This window comes from Bacteroides ilei (assembly GCF_900128495.1).
GTDB classification, from domain to species: domain Bacteria; phylum Bacteroidota; class Bacteroidia; order Bacteroidales; family Bacteroidaceae; genus Phocaeicola; species Phocaeicola ilei.
In genome coordinates, this window is sequence record NZ_LT635801.1 from 427675 (window position 1) to 448936 (window position 21262).

The 21262-nt window shown below is 47.9% G+C and carries 14 protein-coding genes and 3 rRNA genes; 14 read left to right on the plus strand and 3 right to left on the minus strand.

Annotated features, from left to right (window positions below):
* Nucleotides 1-4: 4 nt before the first annotated feature.
* A complete protein-coding gene (locus tag BQ7489_RS01820) occupies nt 5-766 on the minus strand; it encodes a DUF1295 domain-containing protein (RefSeq protein ID WP_072529806.1) in 762 nt (253 codons plus the stop codon).
* A 530-nt stretch (nt 767-1296) separates the two neighbouring features.
* Here BQ7489_RS01820 and BQ7489_RS01825 point away from each other — a divergent pair.
* The 9 genes from BQ7489_RS01825 to leuB all read left to right on the plus strand — a co-directional run bounded on the left by BQ7489_RS01825 (nt 1297) and on the right by leuB (nt 13828).
* Nucleotides 1297-2824: ribosomal RNA gene (locus BQ7489_RS01825) — 16S ribosomal RNA — on the plus strand.
* Between the two features lie 229 nt (nt 2825-3053).
* Nucleotides 3054-5937 (plus strand): 23S ribosomal RNA (locus BQ7489_RS01830).
* Nucleotides 5938-6030: 93 nt separating this feature from the next.
* Nucleotides 6031-6141 (plus strand): 5S ribosomal RNA (gene rrf, locus BQ7489_RS01835).
* Together the 16S, 23S and 5S rRNA genes form the textbook arrangement of a ribosomal RNA operon.
* A gap of 69 nt (nt 6142-6210) precedes the next feature.
* A complete protein-coding gene (gene pncB, locus BQ7489_RS01840) occupies nt 6211-7386 on the plus strand; it encodes a nicotinate phosphoribosyltransferase (protein ID WP_072529807.1) in 1176 nt (391 codons plus the stop codon).
* Nucleotides 7387-7672: 286 nt separating this feature from the next.
* Nucleotides 7673-9169 (plus strand): 2-isopropylmalate synthase, encoded by a 1497-nt coding sequence (locus tag BQ7489_RS01845; protein WP_072529808.1) that lies wholly within the window; start codon nt 7673-7675, stop codon nt 9167-9169.
* A gap of 20 nt (nt 9170-9189) precedes the next feature.
* A complete protein-coding gene (gene leuC, locus BQ7489_RS01850; protein ID WP_072529809.1) occupies nt 9190-10587 on the plus strand; it encodes a 3-isopropylmalate dehydratase large subunit in 1398 nt (465 codons plus the stop codon).
* A gap of 13 nt (nt 10588-10600) precedes the next feature.
* The gene (gene leuD / locus BQ7489_RS01855) at nt 10601-11197 is read left to right on the plus strand and encodes a 3-isopropylmalate dehydratase small subunit (protein ID WP_072529810.1); all 597 of its coding nucleotides are present in this window, start codon (nt 10601-10603) and stop codon (nt 11195-11197) included.
* Between the two features lie 23 nt (nt 11198-11220).
* Entirely contained in the window at nt 11221-12750 is a 1530-nt protein-coding gene (locus tag BQ7489_RS01860) for an alpha-isopropylmalate synthase regulatory domain-containing protein (RefSeq protein ID WP_072529811.1), read from the plus strand.
* A gap of 16 nt (nt 12751-12766) precedes the next feature.
* Nucleotides 12767-13828, plus strand: a complete 1062-nt coding sequence (leuB, locus tag BQ7489_RS01865; RefSeq protein ID WP_072529812.1) for a 3-isopropylmalate dehydrogenase — start codon at nt 12767-12769, stop codon at nt 13826-13828.
* Nucleotides 13829-13915: 87 nt separating this feature from the next.
* Here the strand turns inward: leuB and msrA are convergent, their stop codons facing one another.
* The gene (gene msrA, locus BQ7489_RS01870) at nt 13916-14401 is read right to left on the minus strand and encodes a peptide-methionine (S)-S-oxide reductase MsrA (RefSeq protein WP_072529813.1); all 486 of its coding nucleotides are present in this window, start codon (nt 14399-14401) and stop codon (nt 13916-13918) included.
* Between the two features lie 121 nt (nt 14402-14522).
* Between msrA and BQ7489_RS01875 the strand changes: the two genes are divergently transcribed.
* Entirely contained in the window at nt 14523-15344 is an 822-nt protein-coding gene (locus BQ7489_RS01875) for a tetratricopeptide repeat protein (protein ID WP_072531981.1), read from the plus strand.
* 7 nt (nt 15345-15351) lie between these two features.
* Here BQ7489_RS01875 and recQ read toward each other — a convergent pair whose 3' ends face one another.
* Entirely contained in the window at nt 15352-17172 is a 1821-nt protein-coding gene (recQ, locus tag BQ7489_RS01880) for a DNA helicase RecQ (RefSeq protein WP_072531982.1), read from the minus strand.
* A 208-nt stretch (nt 17173-17380) separates the two neighbouring features.
* Here recQ and BQ7489_RS01885 point away from each other — a divergent pair, with 208 nt between their 5' ends.
* From BQ7489_RS01885 to BQ7489_RS01900, 4 genes are all read left to right on the plus strand, one after another.
* The gene (locus BQ7489_RS01885; protein WP_072529814.1) at nt 17381-17848 is read left to right on the plus strand and encodes a helix-turn-helix domain-containing protein; all 468 of its coding nucleotides are present in this window, start codon (nt 17381-17383) and stop codon (nt 17846-17848) included.
* Between the two features lie 182 nt (nt 17849-18030).
* A complete protein-coding gene (locus BQ7489_RS01890) occupies nt 18031-19989 on the plus strand; it encodes a dipeptidyl-peptidase 3 family protein (RefSeq protein ID WP_072529815.1) in 1959 nt (652 codons plus the stop codon).
* A gap of 18 nt (nt 19990-20007) precedes the next feature.
* Nucleotides 20008-20676: a DNA alkylation repair protein gene (locus BQ7489_RS01895; protein WP_072529816.1), complete on the plus strand. Its 669-nt coding sequence runs from the start codon at nt 20008-20010 to the stop codon at nt 20674-20676.
* Between the two features lie 106 nt (nt 20677-20782).
* Nucleotides 20783-21244, plus strand: a complete 462-nt coding sequence (locus BQ7489_RS01900) for a Fur family transcriptional regulator (protein WP_072529817.1) — start codon at nt 20783-20785, stop codon at nt 21242-21244.
* Nucleotides 21245-21262 lie beyond the last annotated feature (18 nt).

Below are 21262 nucleotides of genomic sequence, written 5' to 3' on the forward strand. Positions count from 1 at the left end.
GTTTTTAGTATATATAAGGTATCAGGCATTTCCGTTTTCCCACGGCTTCCTTCCCGAATTCTTCCCGGTAGCGTTGGCGGATGGCATAGGCCCTCGGTGCCAGATTGGCGAAGGTCCAGAGAACAAAGATCCATGCGGCGGCCGATTGGGTCAGGATGGCGAAGCCTACCCATTCAACCAGTTCGCCGAAATAGTTGCCCGATGTAACGTATCGGTATATTCCTTTTTGGGGCAGGTAGTGGCGGGTGTCTCCTGCCGGACGCAGGTTACGTATCACCTGGTCGGCATGCAGGTTGATGCCCATGCCGGCAAAGAAGATGATACATCCGGCATAGAACGTCGGGGTGGACAGCCATTCTGCCGTATAGAAGCTGCCTTTCAGATAAAACAGGTTGTATCCTATCAGGAATGCGTTGATGACATTGAACAGAACCCCCATAGCCGTAATGGCGATGGGCATGCGGCTTTTACCCTTCATCAGCAATGGAAATACAAACGACCGCTGGAAATAGTGCAGCTCGAAAAGGATGAAGAAGGTGAAAAGGGCCGGTTCCAGCTTGTAGGAAGAACCGTTCCATAGGTACAGCATCATCAGGAAGGCGGGACATTCCATGATTACCCAGCCCAGTTTGTTGGGCAGGGAGATGCCCCAGTCTTTAGTGCGGAACATGCCGTAGCCCGCTTTTACGAAAAAAAGTGCCAGAAATACGATGACAGCCAATGGCGGCATGATGTATAGCAGCGCTTGGTAAAGTGTATCGGTCATAGTGATTGGTTTTTGGCCGAAAGTTACTATTTTTTATTTGAATAGGCTATTTAAAGTATTGTCTAATCTTTGGGTTTTGTGGCCGATATGTCTACCTTTTAAAATATGTAGTATAGATAAAAAACGTTACTTCAAGATTATCAGGTTTTTATGTACATTGTTGAAAAAATGTTCAAAAAAAGTAGGGCCTAAAATTTGCAGATGTCAAAAAAGTGCGTACCTTTGTATCCGCTTTCGAGAGAGAAAGATGTTGAGAAAATGTAAAAATGAAAAATTTTTCATCAAAAATTTGGTGGTTTCAAAATTCTGCCTTATCTTTGCAACACTTTCGCCACTCAAAGCGAATTAAGATCTTTGAAAGACTTTAGATAAACAAACAAGATGTAGTACAAGAAGGTCATGACCCCTTGGGGTTGTGATTGAATGAAAGAACCGTCAATACTTTATAATAATAAGGTAAAGAAATCGGCATCCTGGACAGAGCAAAACAAGGTACATGCCTTCGGGTATGTGTCTGAAAAAGATATTCTACAATGAAGAGTTTGATCCTGGCTCAGGATGAACGCTAGCTACAGGCTTAACACATGCAAGTCGAGGGGCAGCATGATTGAAGCTTGCTTCGATTGCCGGCGACCGGCGCACGGGTGAGTAACGCGTATCCAACCTTCCGTACACTCAGGGATAGCCTTTCGAAAGAAAGATTAATACCTGATGGTATGATGAGTGCACATGAAAGCATCATTAAAGATTTATCGGTGTACGATGGGGATGCGTTCCATTAGATGGTTGGCGGGGTAACGGCCCACCAAGTCGACGATGGATAGGGGTTCTGAGAGGAAGGTCCCCCACATTGGAACTGAGACACGGTCCAAACTCCTACGGGAGGCAGCAGTGAGGAATATTGGTCAATGGGCGAGAGCCTGAACCAGCCAAGTAGCGTGAAGGATGAAGGTCCTACGGATTGTAAACTTCTTTTATACGGGGATAAAGTGACCTACGTGTAGGTCATTGCAGGTACCGTATGAATAAGCATCGGCTAACTCCGTGCCAGCAGCCGCGGTAATACGGAGGATGCGAGCGTTATCCGGATTTATTGGGTTTAAAGGGAGCGTAGACGGGTCGTTAAGTCAGCTGTGAAAGTTTGGGGCTCAACCTTAAAATTGCAGTTGATACTGGCGTCCTTGAGTACGGTTGAGGCAGGCGGAATTCGTGGTGTAGCGGTGAAATGCATAGATATCACGAAGAACCCCGATTGCGAAGGCAGCCTGCTAAGCCGCCACTGACGTTGATGCTCGAAAGTGTGGGTATCAAACAGGATTAGATACCCTGGTAGTCCACACGGTAAACGATGGATACTCGCTGTTGGCGATACACTGTCAGCGGCTTAGCGAAAGCGTTAAGTATCCCACCTGGGGAGTACGCCGGCAACGGTGAAACTCAAAGGAATTGACGGGGGCCCGCACAAGCGGAGGAACATGTGGTTTAATTCGATGATACGCGAGGAACCTTACCCGGGCTTGAATTGCAGACGAATTACGAGGAAACTTGTAAGCCGCAAGGCGTCTGTGAAGGTGCTGCATGGTTGTCGTCAGCTCGTGCCGTGAGGTGTCGGCTTAAGTGCCATAACGAGCGCAACCCTTGTCGCCGGTTACTATCAGGTAATGCTGAGGACTCCGGCGAGACTGCCATCGTAAGATGTGAGGAAGGTGGGGATGACGTCAAATCAGCACGGCCCTTACGTCCGGGGCTACACACGTGTTACAATGGGGGGTACAGAAGGCCGCTACCCGGCGACGGGATGCCAATCTCCAAAGCCCCTCTCAGTTCGGACTGGAGTCTGCAACCCGACTCCACGAAGCTGGATTCGCTAGTAATCGCGCATCAGCCACGGCGCGGTGAATACGTTCCCGGGCCTTGTACACACCGCCCGTCAAGCCATGAAAGCCGGGGGTACCTGAAGTGCGTAACCGCGAGGAGCGCCCTAGGGTAAAACCGGTAATTGGGGCTAAGTCGTAACAAGGTAGCCGTACCGGAAGGTGCGGCTGGAACACCTCCTTTCTGGAGCGGTGCCGACACCGGTTCTTTCCCTTGTACTGCAGGGTTTGTTTATTTGATATACAAGAGGATGAGGGAGGCTGGAGGCCGGCCCGCAAACGGTTCAAGCCCGTGATTCTCTCCACAAGAATAGGTCTATGACATGATGTAACAAGCAAAAAGTAATTTTCAGTACAGAGCTGAAAGTATATGTCATCCCACTCCGCGCAAAAGCGGAAGTGTGAACGTGATAAGGAAAGTAGAGAAGGGCGCATGGCGGATGCCTTGGCTCTCGGAGGCGAAGAAGGACGTGATAAGCTGCGAAAAGCTGCGGGGAGGTGCAAATAACCCTTGATCCGCGGATCTCCGAATGGGACAACCCGATACCTTGAAGAGGTATCATCCATCTTGTGATGGAGGCTAACGCAGGGAACTGAAACATCTTAGTACCTGCAGGAAAAGAAAATAAGAATGATTCCCCCAGTAGTGGCGAGCGAACGGGGAAGAGCCCAAACCCCGGATGTTACGGCATCCGGGGGGTTGTAGGACCGCGACGTTGCAAGCAATCTCGTGAATGGAACTGTTTGGAAAATCAGACCGTAGACGGTGAGAGTCCGGTACATGAAGCGAGACGAAGCATAGCGGTATCCTGAGTAGCGCGGGACACGAGGAATCCTGCGTGAATCCGCCGGGACCATCCGGCAAGGCTAAATACTCCCGAGAGACCGATAGCGAACCAGTACCGTGAGGGAAAGGTGAAAAGCACTTCGAACAGAAGAGTGAAAGAGTACCTGAAACCGTGCGCCTACAAGCGGTCGGAGCTTCTTTATGAAGTGACGGCGTGCCTTTTGCATAATGAACCTACGAGTTACCGTGTCTGGCAAGGTTAAGGGGCATGAGTCCCGGAGCCGAAGCGAAAGCGAGTCTGAATAGGGCGTCGAGTCAGATGCGGTAGACGCGAAACCAAGTGATCTACCCTTGGCCAGGATGAAGTCTGGGTAACACCAGATGGAGGTCCGCACCAATAAGCGTTGAAAAGCTTCTGGATGAGCTGAGGGTAGGAGTGAAAGGCCAATCAAACTTGGAGATAGCTCGTACTCCCCGAAATGCATTTAGGTGCAGCCTCATGAATTACTGCTGCGAGGTAGAGCGACTGATAAGATGCGAGGGCTTCACCGCCTATCAAGTCTTGACAAACTCCGAATGCGCATCAGTTCGATCATGGGAGTGAGGGCATGGGTGCTAAGGTCCGTGCCCGAGAGGAGAACAATCCTGACCACCGGCTAAGGCCCCGAAATGACAGCTAAGTTAAACTAACGAAGTCTGATTGCTAAGACAGCTAGGATGTTGGCTTGGAAGCAGCCATTCATTTAAAGAGTGCGTAACAGCTCACTAGTCGAGGAATCGGGCGTGGATAATAATCGGGTATGAAGTTGTCTGCCGAAGCCGTGGGATATGCAAGTATCGGTAGGGGAGCATTCCATTCGGCGTTGAAGGCGCACCGTGAGGTGTTCTGGAGCGTATGGAAAAGCAAATGTAGGTATAAGTAACGATAAAGGGGGCGGGAAACCCCCTCGCCGAAAGACTAAGGTTTCCTGATCAACGCTAATCGGATCAGGGTAAGTCGGGACCTAAGGCTCAGCCGAACGGCGAGGCCGATGGCAGAAACGGTCAAGATTCCGTTACTACCTTACAGGGTGACGTGGAGACGCAGAAGTGGCACTGCCGCGGGCTGACGGAATAGCCCGTTGAAGAGTGTAGGCGTAGATTCCCGCAGGCAAATCCGTGGGGAGAGCCGATCTTGAGAGTACACCAATTCCTCCGGGATGCGGTGACAGCGCAGGTAAGCAGACTGCCGAGAAAATCCGCTAAACATAACCTGTAAGGTACCCGTACCGCAAACGGACACACGTAGTCGGGTTGAATATACTAAGGCGCTTGAGTGAATCACGGTTAAGGAACTAGGCAAACTGACCCTGTAACTTCGGGATAAAGGGTCCCTCCTCGCAAGAGAGGGCGCAGAGAATAGGTCCAGGCAACTGTTTAACAAAAACACAGGGCTGTGCGAATATGAAAGTAGAAGTATACAGCCTGACACCTGCCCGGTGCTGGAAGGTTAAGAGGAGACGTCATCGCAAGAGAAGCGTTGAATTGAAGCCCCAGTAAACGGCGGCCGTAACTATAACGGTCCTAAGGTAGCGAAATTCCTTGTCGGGTAAGTTCCGACCTGCACGAATGGTGTAATGATCCGGACGCTGTCTCAACCGTGAGCTCAGTGAAATTGTAGTATCGGTGAAGATGCCGATTACCCGCGATGGGACGAAAAGACCCCGTGAACCTTTACTATAGCTTAGCATTGGATTTGGGCACGCGATGTGTAGGATAGGTCGGAGGCTTTGAGACGGGCACGCCAGTGTCCGTGGAGCCGCTGTTGAAATACGACCCTTCGTTTGTTTGAGTTCTAACTCCCGGGTGGAGGACATTGCTTGGTGGGTAGTTTGACTGGGGTGGTCGCCTCCAAAAGCGTAACGGAGGCTTCTAAAGGTGCCCTCAGGACGATCGGTAACCGTCCGCAGAGTGTAATGGCATAAGGGCGCTTGACTGGGAGACAGACAGGTCGAGCAGGTAGGAAACTAGAGCATAGTGATCCGGTGTTTCCGAATGGAAGGGACATCGCTCAAAGGATAAAAGGTACTCCGGGGATAACAGGCTGATCCCTCCCAAGAGCTCATATCGACGGAGTGGTTTGGCACCTCGATGTCGGCTCGTCACATCCTGGGGCTGGAGAAGGTCCCAAGGGTTGGGCTGTTCGCCCATTAAAGTGGCACGCGAGCTGGGTTCAGAACGTCGTGAGACAGTTCGGTCTCTATCTATCGTGGGCGTATGAAATTTGCGTGGCTCTGACACTAGTACGAGAGGACCGTGTTGGACCGACCTCTGGTTTACCGGTTGTGCCGCCAGGTGCATCGCCGGGTATCCAAGTCGGGATCGGATAAGCGCTGAAAGCATCTAAGTGCGAAGCCGGCCACAAGATTAGATTTCTCAGGGTCGTCAAAGACGATGACGTCGATAGGATGCAGGTGTAAAGGTGGAGACACCAAAGCCGAGCATTACTAATTGCCCGTATTCTTTCCTTGTCCCCCCCCAAGAGGGACGGATGCCATATACGTTCGGCCAGTAAGGCTGGAGATTGCGGTTTGCTTGTGAGTCATGACATCATATAACGAAATTCAGGTGACTATGGCACGAAGGTTCCACCTCTTCCCATTCCGAACAGAGAAGTTAAGCTTCGTCACGCCGATGGTACTGCGTAAAAGTGGGAGAGTAGGTAGTCGCCGTCTTATCAAGGCCCCGAGGTCAGTCCGACTTCGGGGCTTTTCTGTTTAGCCGAACCTTAAAAATAATGATATATGGTAATCAATTCAATTCTAGATACCGATTTGTATAAGTTTACGACGTCTTATGCTTATATCAAGCTTTTTCCTTATGCTTTTGGTACGTTCAGTTTTAAAGACCGTGATGAGACGGTTTATTCGGAAGAGTTTTTAGCCGCATTGAAAGATGAAATAAAGAATCTGGCAGTTGTGGCTTTGAAACCGGACGAACTGGAATATATGTTTACGCACTGCCGCTTTATTCCCCGTGTATACTGGGAGTGGCTGGCTTCTTTCCGTTTTGACCCGGAAAAGATTGAGGTGTATCTGGATGAGAACCGCCATCTGCATATGGAAGTGACCGATTACCTATATAAGGTGACGCTGTATGAGGTTCCGTTGCTGGCTATCATTTCCGAAATCAAGAACCGTTTCCTGAACCGTGTTCCCGACAGGGATGTCATCCTGGACAGACTGGTGGGGAAGGTGCACCTGTCGAACGTCCATGGCATGCCGTTTTCGGAATTCGGTACGCGCCGCCGCTTTTCTTTCGAGGTGCATGATATTGTAGTGTCTTATCTGAAACATTATGCCAAGTTCTGTACCGGTACGTCGAACTGCTATCTGGCCATGAAGTATGATATGCGTCCGATGGGCACTCATCCGCATGAGTGGTTCATGTTCCACGGAGCCCAGTTCGGCTACAAGCATGCCAACTATATGGCGTTGGAAAACTGGGTTAACGTGTATGACGGCGACCTGGGTACGGCTTTGAGTGATACGTATACGTCCGATTCATTCCTGAGCAATTTCAGCCGCAAGCAGGCGAAGCTTTTCGACGGGGTACGCTGTGATTCGGGAAACGAGTTTGAATTCATAGACCGGCTGGTGGAGCGTTACAAGGAACTGGGCATCGACCCTACTACGAAAACCATCATTTTCAGCAATGCACTGGATTTTGGAAAGGCTCTTCAGCTGTTCGACTATTGCAAGGGAAAGATACGCTGTTCGTTCGGTATCGGAACCAACCTGACAAACGACACAGGTTTCCCGCCATGTAACATTGTAATGAAACTGTCGCGCTGCAAGATGAATCAGAACCAGGAGTGGCGTGAATGTGTCAAATTATCAGATGACCTGGGTAAACATATGGGAAGCAGTGCCGAAGTAGAGGCTTGTCTCTATGAATTGCGTTTAAAAGGATTGAATTAGTACGAATTTGTTTCTAAAATGATGAAAAAACTTTCATTTTCGTTTTGAGGTATCAAAATAATCCCTACCTTTGCAGCGACTGATAAAAGTCGGAACAGATTTTTTGATTATGAGTACATTGTTTATACATATTTTGCTATGCGGTCTGATTATTCTGTTGGTGAAGCCAGTGGGAAGTGAGTCGCACGCATGATTGTATGTACAAGATATTATAAAGCCTTTCTCACTTCCCTGTGTGAAAGGCTTTTTGCTTGATAATGATAATGACTAAAAAAGATAAAGACTTATGAGTGAAAGATTATTTATTTTTGATACGACATTACGCGATGGGGAACAGGTTCCCGGTTGCCAGCTTAACACTGTGGAGAAGATTCAGGTGGCCAAACAGCTGGAAGCATTGGGAGTCGATGTGATAGAGGCAGGATTCCCTATTTCAAGTCCGGGTGATTTCAATTCGGTGATTGAAATTTCGAAGGCTGTGACCTGGCCTACTATCTGTGCCTTGACCCGTGCGGTAGAGAAGGACATTGATGTAGCTGCTGAAGCCCTGAAATTCGCCAAGCATAAACGTATCCATACCGGTATAGGAACTTCCGACCCTCATATCAAGTATAAATTCAACTCCACCCGTGAAGAAATCATAGAACGTGCGGTGAAGGCGGTAAAGTATGCACGCCGTTATGTAGACGACGTGGAATTCTATGCCGAAGATGCCGGCCGTACGGAAAACGAATACCTGGCCCGTGTGGTAGAAGCCGTAATCAAGGCCGGAGCCACGGTGGTGAATATTCCCGATACGACGGGCTATTGTCTGCCCGACGAGTATGGAGAGAAGATCAAATACCTGATGGAACATGTAGACGGTATAGACAAGGCCATCATTTCCACACACTGTCATAATGATTTGGGTATGGCTACGGCCAACACCATCAGCGGTGTATTGAACGGTGCCCGTCAGGTGGAGGTTACCGTGAACGGTATCGGTGAGCGTGCCGGAAACACTTCATTGGAAGAGGTGGCTATGATTTTGCGCTGTCACCGTCATCTGAATATCGATACCAATATCAATACACAGAAGATATATCCTACCAGCCGTATGGTTTCGAGCCTGATGAACATGCCGGTACAGCCTAACAAGGCCATTGTGGGGCGTAACGCGTTCGCCCATTCTTCGGGTATCCATCAGGACGGTGTGCTGAAGAATGCACAGACATACGAGATTATGGACCCGAAAGATGTGGGTATCGATGACAATGCCATTGTACTGACCGCACGTAGCGGACGTGCCGCATTGAAGCACCGCCTGCATGTGCTGGGTGTTGAAATGACTCAGGAAAAGCTGGATAAGGTATACGAAGACTTCCTGAAACTGGCTGACAAGAAAAAGGATGTGACCGATGACGATATCCTGGTTTTGGCCGGGGCCGACAGAAACGTGAACCACCATATCAAGCTGGAATACCTTCAGGTAACCAGTGGCGTGGGTGTCCGTTCAGTGGCCAGTCTGGGCCTGAACATCTCGGGTGAATCATTTGAGGCCGCCGCAACCGGTAACGGTCCGGTAGATGCCGCCATCAAGGCTGTCAAGCAGATTATCCGCCGCCAGATGACATTGAAGGAATTCACGATCCAGGCTATCAGCAAAGGCAGTGACGATGTAGGTAAGGTACACATGCAGGTGGAATACGACGGACAGATGTATTATGGATTCGGTGCCAATACCGATATCATTGCCGCATCGGTAGAAGCCTACATTGACTGTATCAATAAATTCAGAAAATAATCAAACTAGAAAAAATATATATGGCTAATACATTATTTGACAAAATCTGGGATGCACATGTAGTGCAGAAGGTGGAAGATGGACCAACCCAATTATATATCGATCGTCTTTACTGTCATGAAGTGACCAGTCCGCAGGCCTTTGCCGGCATGCGTGCACGTGGCTTGAAATGTTTCCGTCCGGAACGTATTTTCTGTATGCCCGACCACAATACACCGACCCACGACCAGGACAAACCTATCGCAGATCCGGTTTCGAAGACTCAGGTGGATACGCTGGCCAAGAATGCGGCCGATTTCGGACTGACCCATTTCGGCATGATGAACAAGAAGAACGGTATTATTCACGTAGTAGGTCCGGAAAGAGGTCTGACCCTGCCGGGAATGACAATCGTGTGCGGTGACTCGCATACTTCCACCCACGGTGCGATGGGTGCGGTTGCATTCGGTATCGGAACTTCGGAAGTGGAGATGGTTATGGCTTCACAGTGTATCCTTCAGGCCCGTCCGAAAACCATGCGTATCACCATCGACGGTAAGCTGGGAAAAGGTGTTACAGCCAAGGATGTGGCTTTGTACATGATGTCGAAGATGACTACCAGCGGTGCTACCGGCTATTTTGTGGAATATGCAGGTGAAGCGGTGCGCAGTCTGACTATGGAAGGACGTCTTACCTTGTGTAACCTTTCTATTGAAATGGGTGCACGCGGCGGTATGATTGCTCCGGACGAAGTGACATTCGAGTATATCAAGGGACGTGAATACGCTCCGAAGGGTGAAGAATGGGACAAGGCTCTGGCTTACTGGAAGACTTTGAAGAGTGACGATGACGCTGTATTCGACAAGGAAGTACACTATGATGCGGCCGATATCCAGCCGATGATCACTTACGGTACGAATCCGGGTATGGGTATGGCCATCACTTCACACATTCCTACAACCGAAGGCATGAGCGATGTAGAAAAAGGTTCGTTCGAAAAGTCATTGCATTACATGGGATTCCAGCCGGGCGAGTCCTTGCTGGGCAAGAAGGTTGATTATGTATTCCTGGGAGCCTGTACAAACGGCCGTATCGAAGATTTCCGTGCGTTTGCCTCTATCGTGAAAGGACGCAAGAAAGCCGACAACATCATTGCATGGCTGGTTCCGGGATCGTGGTTGGTCGACGAGCAGATCCGTCTGGAAGGTCTTGACAAGGTATTGGAAGAAGCCGGTTTCGAAATCCGTCAGCCGGGATGTTCCGCTTGTCTGGCCATGAACGATGACAAGATTCCGGCAGGTAAATATGCCGTATCTACCAGCAACCGTAATTTTGAAGGCCGTCAGGGTCCCGGTTCACGTACGCTGCTGGCCAGTCCATTGACCGCCGCTGCGGCTGCCGTTACCGGAGTGATTACCGATCCTAGAACATTAATGTAAAACAGAAAGACTTATGAAACAGAAATTCAATATCATAACAAGCACTTGTATTCCTCTTCCGCTGGAAAACGTAGATACCGACCAGATCATTCCGGCCCGTTTCCTGAAAGCGACTACACGTGAAGAGAAGTTTTTCGGCGATAACCTGTTCCGTGACTGGCGTTACAATCCGGACGGATCCCTGAACAAGGATTTCGTGTTGAACGATCCAACTTACAGCGGACAGATTCTGGTGGCCGGAAAGAATTTCGGTAGCGGTTCAAGCCGTGAACATGCCGCATGGGCCATTGCAGGCTATGGTTTCCGGGTAGTTGTGTCAAGCTTCTTTGCCGATATCCACAAGAACAATGAACTGAACAATTTCGTATTGCCGGTTGTAGTGAGCGAAGGTTTCCTGAAGGAACTTTTTGATTCGATTTATGCCGACCCGAAGACTGAAGTGGAAGTGAACCTGCCTGAACAGACCATCACCAACAAGGCTACGGGAAAATCGGAAAAATTCGAGATCAACGCATATAAGAAGCATTGTCTGATGAATGGTCTGGACGATATAGACTTCCTGGTAGAGAACAAGGACAAGATAGAAGCTTTTGAAGCTTCCCGCAAATAAGTTTAGGAAAGGAATCAAGATAAATGATAACAAATCATCCCAGAATAGAAATCATGGATACGACACTCCGTGACGGTGAACAGACCAGCGGAGTTTCGTTCGTACCTCATGAGAAGCTGATGATTGCCCGTCTGTTGCTGGAGGATCTGAAGGTAGACCGCATAGAAGTGGCTTCGGCCCGTGTATCCGAAGGAGAATTCGAGGCGGTAAAGATGATCTGTGACTGGGCCAAACGCCGTGACATGCTGTCGCGTGTGGAGGTTTTGGGATTTGTGGACGGACACATTTCGGTCGACTGGATTTACGATGCCGGATGCCGGGTCATCAATCTGCTGACCAAGGGCTCTGAGAAACATTGCAAGTATCAGCTGAAAAAGACATTGCAGGAGCATATAAGTGACATTATCGGTGTAGTGCAGTATGCAGAGAGTAAAGGAATGGATGTCAATGTGTACCTGGAAGACTGGAGTAACGGTATCAAGGACAGTCCTGATTATGTATTCGGACTGATGGACGGACTGTTGGGGCACGGCATCAAACGTTTCATGCTTCCCGACACGTTGGGTATCCTGAATCCGCTTCAGGTAATCGAGTTCATGCGCAAGATGAAGAAACGTTACCCCGACGTACATTTCGATTTCCATGCGCATAATGATTATGATCTGGCCGTAAGTAATGTGCTGGCTGCCGTCCTGAGCGGAGTGAGAGGACTGCATACTACCATCAACGGTTTGGGGGAACGTGCAGGTAACGCTCCTCTTGCCAGTGTGCAGGCAATTCTGAAGGATCATTTCCATGCGATCACCAATATTGACGAAAGCCGTTTGAACGACGTGAGCCGTATGGTGGAATCCTATTCGGGTGTCACCATTCCTGCCAACAAACCGATTGTAGGCGACAGTGTCTTTACCCAGGTAGCCGGAGTACATGCCGACGGTGACAACAAGAATAACCTGTATTGTAATGACTTGCTTCCGGAACGTTTCGGACGTGTGCGTGAGTATGCCTTGGGAAAAACATCCGGTAAGGCTAATATCCGCAAGAACCTGGAGAGCCTGGGACTGGAACTGGACGAGGAATCCATGAAGAAAGTGACCGAGCGTATCATTGAGCTGGGTGATAAGAAGGAAGTTGTAACGCAGGATGACCTGCCTTATATTATTTCGGATGTACTGAAACATGACGGGGCAGGGAATAGAGTCAGACTGCTGAGTTACTTCGTGACATTGGCCCGGGGACTGAAACCTATGGCGTCACTCAGTATCGAAATAGATGGAAAGGTTTATCAGGAAAGCTCTTCGGGCGACGGACAATATGACGCTTTTGTACGCGCCTTGCGCAAAATTTATAAAGGTACACTGGGACGCAAGTTTCCGATGCTGACAAACTATGCGGTGAGTATTCCTCCCGGAGGACGTACCGATGCCTTTGTACAGACTTTGATTACCTGGAGCTATGAAGGCCGGGTGTTCCGTACAAGAGGTCTGGATGCCGACCAGACAGAGGCGGCAATCAAGGCAACGATCAAGATGTTGAATATGATAGAAGACTAAAAAAAAGAATAGAACTATGGATTTTAAAATAGCAGTATTAGCCGGAGACGGTATAGGCCCTGAAATCTCTGTACAGGGTGTGAATGTAATGACAGCTGTCTGTGAAAAATTCGGACATAAGGTAAGTTATGAATATGCATTGTGCGGCGCACATGCAATTGATGAGGTTGGTGACCCGTTCCCTGAAAAGACTTTTGAGGTCTGCAAGAATGCGGATGCCGTGCTGTTCTCGGCTGTGGGTGACCCTAAGTTTGACAATGACCCGACAGCGAAGGTACGTCCGGAGCAAGGTCTGCTGGCCATGCGTAAGAAACTGGGGCTGTTTGCCAATATTCGTCCGGTACAGACATTCAAGTGCCTGCTGCACAAATCACCGTTGCGTGCCGAACTGGTGGAAGGTGCCGATTTCCTGTGCATCCGTGAGTTGACCGGTGGTATGTATTTCGGTGAGAAATACCAGGACAACGACAAGGCGTATGATACCAACATGTATACCCGTCCGGAGATCGAGCGTATCCTGAAGGTTGGATTCGAATATGCGATGAAACGCCGTAAGCATCTGACTGTAGTCGACAAGGCAAATGTGCTTGCTTCTTCACGTCTGTGGCGTCAGATTGCCCAGGAGATGGCTCCCCTGTATCCGGAAGTGAAAACCGACTATATGTTTGTGGACAACGCTGCCATGCGTATGATACAGGAGCCGACTTTCTTTGACGTGATGGTGACTGAGAATACTTTCGGTGATATCTTGACTGATGAAGGTTCATGTATCAGTGGTTCCATGGGCTTGCTTCCGTCGGCTTCAACCGGTGAAAGTACTCCGGTATTCGAACCGATCCACGGTTCATGGCCTCAGGCAAAAGGTCTGAATATTGCCAATCCGCTTGCACAGATCTTGTCGGTAGCCATGTTGTTCGAATACTTCAACTGTAAGGAAGAAGGTGCACTGATCCGTAAGGCAGTAGATGCTTCGTTGGATGCCAATGTACGTACTCCGGAGATTCAGGTTGAAGGCGGTGCCAGATATGGTACAAAGGAAGTAGGTGCATGGATCGTTGACTATATCAAAAAAGCATAGTCTTTACATTTATTTATAGTCTTATCTGAATTGTCCGCAGGTTTCTGTCCGGCTATTTTCCGGACAGAAGCTTTGCGGATAATTTTTTTAGAATTTCTTTACCCGGATGTGGCAGTAAGGTTCGCCTCCGGTCTTGTCATAATAATGTTGGTGATATTCTTCCGCTTCCCAGAAAGTACTTGCCGGAGTGAGCCGGGTATGTACTTCGTATCCTTTTTCCTTCAGCAGTGTGATGATTTCTTCCGCGGTCTTTTTCTGGGTCTCGTCCAGATAGAATATCTCGCTGCGGTATTGCGGACCTATGTCGGGGCCCTGTCCGTCTGTCTGTGCCGGATCATGTATTTCAAAAAACACCTTGCAAAGTTCGGAATACGGAATCTTTTCGGCATCGAATTCAACCAGTGTGGCTTCGGCATGCCCGGTAGTGTGTGCCTTTACCTCCTGGTAACTGGGATTTTCCTTGTATCCTCCGATATAGCCTACTACCGAACGGATTACACCCGGAACACGTTCGAACTGATATTGGGCGCCCCAGAAACACCCGCAGGCAAATATTGCTTTTTCTAGTTTCATACTATTATAGTTCTAAAAAAAATGAATGATTGTTCAAACTTACAAAAACTTTTTCATATAAACGAACAGGCACCGATTATTCCATTACCTTTGTCGGATGGTATTTGATATGAAAGAAAACATGAAGAAACTGATATTGTTCTGTCTGGTGTTGATGGCGGTGGCTGGTGGAAAGGCACAGTCGTATAACGAACTGGTTGAAAAGGCAATGGACTTTACGAAAAAAGACAGTCTGGTGCAGGCTGAACAACTGTTCAGGAAGGCCCTGAAGCTTGATCCGGGGAATGCCCGCAATGCATTGCTGTTTTCTAATCTGGGTACCGTACAGAGGCGTATGGGAAAATTGGATGAGGCCATTGAATCGTATACGATGGCATTGAACATTACTCCGTATTCTACAGCCATGCTGCTTAACCGTGCTTCACTTTATATGGAGAGAAACCTGACAGAAAAGGCATATGTGGATTATTGTAATGTGATAGACCTTTTGCCGAAGAATGTGGAGGCCCGTCTGATACGTGCCTACATATATATGCAGCGTCGGCAGTACCAGGAAGCCCGCATTGACTATAATATGGTATTGGGAGAGGATGCCAAGAACCGTACCGCCCGTCTGGGACTGGTGATGCTCGACCAGAAGGAAGGAAAATACAAACAGGCTCTGGAAACGTTGAACCTGATGGTGAATGAGAATCCTCGGGATGCCTTGCTGTTGAAAATGCGTGCCAACATCGAAATGGAACAGGGACAACCGGAGATGGCCCTGATCGATCTGGAGGAGGCTGTCCGGATTGATACGGATGATGCCGACCTCCATGTGATGATGGGTGATCTTTATCTGCAGGTGAAAAATAAGGAAAAGGCACGTAATGCTTATGAAAGGGCCATAGAGCTTGGAATTCCCCGTATCAATCTGGCCGGGCAGTTGAAGAAATGCAGATAAACCGTATTTATTTTTTCATGAAACGGCGGATAACTTCAACAAAATCTTTTCCATATCGTTCTTTCTTGTATTCTCCGATACCGCTGATTTCTCCAAAAGCTTCGACTGTCTCCGGTCGGGAAGACGCTAGCAGATGCAGGACCTTGTCTGACAGGACAATATAGGCTGGTATGGCCTGCTGGTCGGCCAGTTTTTTCCGGAGTTGGCGTAATTCTTCAAAGAGAATGTCGTTTTCGTCGGCAAACACCATCGGGGTGAGAACCGGTGATGCAGTTTTGACTTTTTTATAGCTTTGTCTTTCTTTTGTCCCAGTGTAATCATCGCGTCTGATCACTACCAGTTGCGCTGTGGCCTGTCCGAAAAGTACTTTCCGTCCTGTTCCGGTAATTTTGAGATGATTCTTTTCATTGTATGCTACTTCAATATATCCGAGGTTAAGCATCTGGAGCAGGTAATCCTGCCAGTCGCGTGCCGGGATGTCGCGTCCTACACCGTAAGTTTTCAGCTTGTCATATCCTTTATCAATGATCTCCTGGCTGACTGATCCTTTCAACAAGTCGATCAGGGTATGCATTCCGATCTGTTCTCCGGTCCGGGCGATACCGCTGAGTGCTTTCTGGACGATGACCGATCCGTCGAAACGTTTGGGAGGGTTACGGCATACGTCACAGTTGCCACAGTCGTGGTCCATTGTTTCTCCGAAATAGTTCAGCAGGATACGGCGGCGGCAAATATCCGCTTCGGCGTACTGCTGCATCCGGTTCAGCTTTTCCATGTTTATTTCCTGCTGGTTACTTTCGGCCGCGAATTTGGACAGAAGCACGATGTCTCCGAAAGAATAGAAGAGAAGTGTGTCGCCGGGGAGTCCGTCACGTCCGGCGCGTCCAATTTCCTGGTAGAAGCTTTCGATACTTTTCGGCAGATTGTAGTGGATAACCCAGCGTACGTTCGATTTGTCTATTCCCATGCCGAAGGCAATGGTGGCGCATACCACCTGTACCCGGTCATTGATAAAATCGTCCTGTGCCATTTCACGGGCTTCCACACTGAGTCCGGCATGATAGACAGCTGTCCGGATTCCATGTTCTTCGAGTATTCCGGCCACTTTTTCTGTCTTGTTCCGGCTCATGCAGTATATGATTCCGCTTTCTCCGGGATGGCGTCGGATAAAATCGAAGATAGCACGTATCTTTTCCTTCTGCTGGAGTCCTCGCTTTACATTCAGGCTGAGGTTCGGGCGGTCGAATGAAGAGATGAACACTTGCGGGTCGCGCATATCCAGCTGTTTCATGATATCTTCGCGGGTGATTTTGTCGGCTGTAGCGGTCAGCGCCACAATCGGTACATCAGGAAACTGTTGCCGCAGTATTTTCAGTTGTGTGTATTCCGGTCGGAAATCATGTCCCCACTGGGAAATACAGTGTGCTTCGTCTATTGCGAACAGTGAAATCTTGATATCCTTCAGCAAAAAATTAGTTTCGGCCATCAGCCTTTCAGGGGAAATGTATAGCAATTTTACTCTTCCTTGGCGACATTCGAAACATATGTTGGCATTGGTCGTTTCATCGTTTGTGCTGTTGAGTGCTCTTGCTATGATACCGTTTTCCTGGAGTGATTCTACCTGATCTTTCATTAATGAAATGAGTGGTGACACTACGACGGCGGTACCCTCCATCAGCAGGGCTGGAAGCTGGTAACAGATGGATTTCCCTCCACCTGTGGGCATCAGTACAAGTGTATCTTTTTTACTGAGTATTCTTTTGATGATTTCCTCCTGTAGCGGACGGAAACTGGTGTATCCGAAATACGATTTGAGTGTCTTGAGCATCATTGATTCTTAAAAAAGCAGACAAAGATAGGTGAATTTCTGGTATAGAAAACAGCAGAAAATTCATTTTTATAAGTAAAAACTGAATATTTTTGAGATTATTTAAGAAAATACCTTTTGTTTTTTGTTGTAGAATAAAAAAACTATTACCAATTTTGTATAATCTATAAAACTAGGCAAAAAGAAATATTTATCAAAAATAAGACAGATGAGAGACGGAGAAAATTTAACTGAAGTACAAACCGGGGTTTCTGAGAAGAAACCATACAATTTGCGGGAAAAGAAAATAAAGAATGCCGCATATCGTGAAATGATCCGGGCAGAATTGGCCGATGAGTTGTATGACAAGATTATGAATATCATAGTCCTTCAAAAGAAGTATAAGGATCCTAATTATTCAGCAAAAGACTTGGCGAAGGAACTGAAGACAAATACACGTTATTTGTCGGCGGTCATCAATTCCCGTTTTGGAATGAATTATTCATGCCTGGTGAATGAATATCGTATCAAGGACGCATTGCATCTGTTGGTAGACAAACGCTATTCCGAGAAGAATGTGGAAGAAATCAGTGCAATGGTAGGTTTTTCAAACCGGCAGTCGTTTTATGCCGCATTTTATAAGAATGTAGGTGAAACGCCGAACGGTTATCGTAAACGAAAATTGGACGGAAAATAAAATAGATTTATCGGATCTATATAATAATGATTCTGGATCATGACCGGTTTTACACCAGTCATTACTGGAAGTGACGAAGAATACGGCAAGCAGTTACGTGTGTTTTCATATGCGGATGCCGGTCTGTTCTTCGTCATTTTATTTCTGTTGCTTTGTTAGTTGGTCATTTCAAAGAAAAGAATATGGAGCAAGATACATTTGATTATACGGTGGAGCAATTTGCCGACCTGCAGATTCTCCGGTATCGGGTGAAGGGTTTTGAAAATTTGTCCTTACGGCAGAAAAAGCTGGTGTACTATTTGTCGGAAGCCGCTTTGGAAGGCAGGGATATCCTGTTTGACCAAAACGGAAAATACAACCTGCAGATCCGACGTCTGCTTGAATCGGTCTGGGTGAATTATCGGGGAGACCGTTCGGCGGAAGAATTCAAATCTCTCGAAATTTATCTGAAACGTGTATGGTTTTCGAACGGGATCCATCACCATTACGCCTGTGATAAATTTGTACCGGGTTTTACAGCCGGTTATTTGCGGAGGGTGCTGGACAGTATAGAGCCACAACTCCTTCCTTTGCAAGAAGGGGAAAGTGTGGAAGCCATGTGCAGCAAGCTGTTTCCGGTAATCTTTGATCCGGATGTGATGCCGAAACGGGTGAATCAGGCCGATGGAGATGATCTGGTGCTGACCTCGGCTGCCAATTATTACGAAGGGGTTACTCAGCAGGAAGCCGAAGAGTTCTATGCTGCCCAAAAACGTGCGGATGATCCGGAACCGGTCATGTACGGCATGAACAGCCGTCTGGTAAAAAAAGACGGAAAGATACGGGAGGAGGTCTGGAAAGTGGGAGGCATGTATTCGGCCGCCATTGAAAAGATTATAGGGTGGCTGGAGAAGGCCCGGACGGTAGCCGAAAACGACAGGCAGCAGAATGTGATTTCACTGTTGATTGATTTTTACAGGACCGGTGACCTGAAAACATTTGATGCCTATTCCATAGCCTGGCTGAAGGATACTGCGTCGGATGTAGATTTCGTGAACGGATTCATTGAAAGTTACGGTGATCCGTTGGGAATGAAAGCCAGTTGGGAGTCGATTGTCAACTTCAAGGATTCGGAAGCTACACACCGTACCGAAATCATCAGTGAGAATGCGCAGTGGTTTGAAGATCATTCTCCGGTAGATCCTCGTTTCAAGAAAGAGAAGGTGAAAGGAGTTTCGGCTAAGGTCATTACCGCCGCTATGTTGGCGGGCGACCTGTATCCGTCGACTGCAATCGGTATCAATCTGCCGAATTCCAACTGGATACGCAGTGTGCATGGCTCGAAATCGGTAACTATCGGTAACCTGACCGAAGCTTACAACAAGGCGGCCCGTGGAAACGGGTTCCGTGAAGAGTTTGTTTACAGTGATGTGGAACGTGCCCTGCTGGAAAAGTATGCTGATATTACGGATGACCTTCATACAGACCTGCATGAATGTCTGGGACACGGGTCGGGCAAGCTGCTACCCGGAGTGGATCCGGATGCGCTGAAGGCATATGGAGCAACCGTAGAAGAAGCACGTGCCGACCTGTTCGGACTCTATTATCTGCCGGATGACAGGATGGTGGAACTGGGGTTGACCCCTGACGGTGAAGCCTATAAGGCGGAATATTACTCATATATGATGAACGGACTGATGACCCAACTGGTGCGTATAGAACCGGGATGTACTGTTGAGGAGGCGCATATGCGTAACCGTCAGCTGATAGCCCGTTGGGCTTTGGAACACGGACGTGCCCGGAATGTGGTGGAAATGGTGGTCTGTGAAGGCAAGACATATGTACGTGTCAACGACTATGTAGGGTTGCGTGGCCTGTTCGGCAATCTGCTGGCCGAGATACAACGTATCAAAAGTGAGGGTGACTATGAAGCTGCCCGTGAGCTGGTGGAAAAATATGCCGTACAGGTAGATCCGGAACTACACAGAGAAGTACTGGAGCGTTATCGCCGTCTGAATCTGGCTCCTTACAAAGGTTTCCTGAATCCGGTTTATACGGCCGAGAAGAATGCCTGCGGTGAAATAACCGATGTGACCCTGTCGTATAAGGAAGGTTATGCCGAGCAGATGCTCCGTTACAGCCGTGATTATTCAAATCTTTAAAGAATCCTATATAAATATATGAATAACGAGACACACGAAATAATTAAAGATATCAAGTCGAAATTCCGTCTGTACATGAATGGTCCTGTATCGCAGAGCATGCGTGAAAAAGGTGTGGACTACAAGATCAACTTCGGAATCGAATATCCGCGGATCAAGGAAATTGCGGCAGAATATGAAAAGAATCATGATGTGGCCCAGGAGTTATGGAAGGATAATATCCGTGAATGTAAGATTCTGGCAGGTCTTCTTCAGCCGGTTGATACTTTCTATCCTGAGATTGCTGAAATCTGGATTGAAGGGATGCATCTGCCGGAGCTGGCAGAGTATACAGTAATGAACCTGTTCCAGTATCTGCCGTATGCATCGGACGTGGTTTTCGGATGGATAGCCGATGACAGGGAATATTTCCAGGTTTGCGGGTATCTGCTGATGGCCCGTCTGCTGATGAAGGGGATGAAACTGAATGAACGTGCTGAAGCCGAGTTCCTGGACCAGGCGTTTACGGCATTGGAAAATGACGGGACCAATGTACGGCGTGCCGCTTCGGTCGCCTTAAGAAAATTCGGAATCCAGTCGCGTGACAACAGACGTACCATGAGCAAGCAGTTAGGCATATTAGGAAAATCGGAAAAACCGGAAGTACGTGCGTGGGTAGAAGAGATAAAGAATGACATTGATTTTTGACCTGTTCCGGTTCTGACTGAGGCGTGTATGATAAAAGAAAAATTTCCGTATATCATTTTTGAATTACATAAAAAAGAGTAACTTTGACCCCTGAACGGTTTATTGGATGGAAGAAGCAATCAAAGATAAAGTGAAGCAGGTCCTTACCGATTATCTGCAGAAGAACGGGCATCGGAAGACGCCCGAGAGATATGCCATACTTGATACAATCTATTCAATCAAGGGACATTTCGACATAGATATGCTTTATTCCTATATGGCCGAAAAGGAAAAGTTCCGGGTTAGCCGTGCCACGCTCTACAATACGATTATCCTGCTTATTGATGCGGGGCTTGTCATCAAGCATCAGTTCGGGAATTCTTCACAGTATGAGCGTTCCTATAACAATGAGACTCATCATCACATGATCTGTACATCGTGTGGAAAGGTGGTTGAATTTGAGGATGAGGCCTTGAAACAGGCTATTGCACAGACTAAACTGAGGGGATTTCATGCCTCGCACTATTCATTATATATTTATGGATTGTGTAACAGATGCATGATAGCCAGACGTAAGAAAAACAAGTAATAATATAAAAGCTGAAAA

Bases quoted from the DNA above. Each gene is read 5' to 3' on its own strand.
- BQ7489_RS01890 (WP_072529815.1), top strand. From the start codon at position 18,031: ATGGAGCAAGATACATTTGATTATACGGTGGAGCAATTTGCCGACCTG.
- leuD (WP_072529810.1), top strand. From the start codon at position 10,601: ATGAAACAGAAATTCAATATCATAACAAGCACTTGTATTCCTCTTCCG.
- pncB (WP_072529807.1), top strand. From the start codon at position 6,211: ATGGTAATCAATTCAATTCTAGATACCGATTTGTATAAGTTTACGACG.
- BQ7489_RS01875 (WP_072531981.1), top strand. From the start codon at position 14,523: ATGAAGAAACTGATATTGTTCTGTCTGGTGTTGATGGCGGTGGCTGGT.
- leuC (WP_072529809.1), top strand. From the start codon at position 9,190: ATGGCTAATACATTATTTGACAAAATCTGGGATGCACATGTAGTGCAG.
- BQ7489_RS01885 (WP_072529814.1), top strand. From the start codon at position 17,381: ATGAGAGACGGAGAAAATTTAACTGAAGTACAAACCGGGGTTTCTGAG.
- BQ7489_RS01900 (WP_072529817.1), top strand. From the start codon at position 20,783: ATGGAAGAAGCAATCAAAGATAAAGTGAAGCAGGTCCTTACCGATTAT.
- recQ (WP_072531982.1), bottom strand. From the start codon at position 17,172: ATGCTCAAGACACTCAAATCGTATTTCGGATACACCAGTTTCCGTCCG.
- BQ7489_RS01860 (WP_072529811.1), top strand. From the start codon at position 11,221: ATGATAACAAATCATCCCAGAATAGAAATCATGGATACGACACTCCGT.
- BQ7489_RS01820 (WP_072529806.1), bottom strand. From the start codon at position 766: ATGACCGATACACTTTACCAAGCGCTGCTATACATCATGCCGCCATTG.
- msrA (WP_072529813.1), bottom strand. From the start codon at position 14,401: ATGAAACTAGAAAAAGCAATATTTGCCTGCGGGTGTTTCTGGGGCGCC.
- leuB (WP_072529812.1), top strand. From the start codon at position 12,767: ATGGATTTTAAAATAGCAGTATTAGCCGGAGACGGTATAGGCCCTGAA.
- BQ7489_RS01845 (WP_072529808.1), top strand. From the start codon at position 7,673: ATGAGTGAAAGATTATTTATTTTTGATACGACATTACGCGATGGGGAA.
- BQ7489_RS01895 (WP_072529816.1), top strand. From the start codon at position 20,008: ATGAATAACGAGACACACGAAATAATTAAAGATATCAAGTCGAAATTC.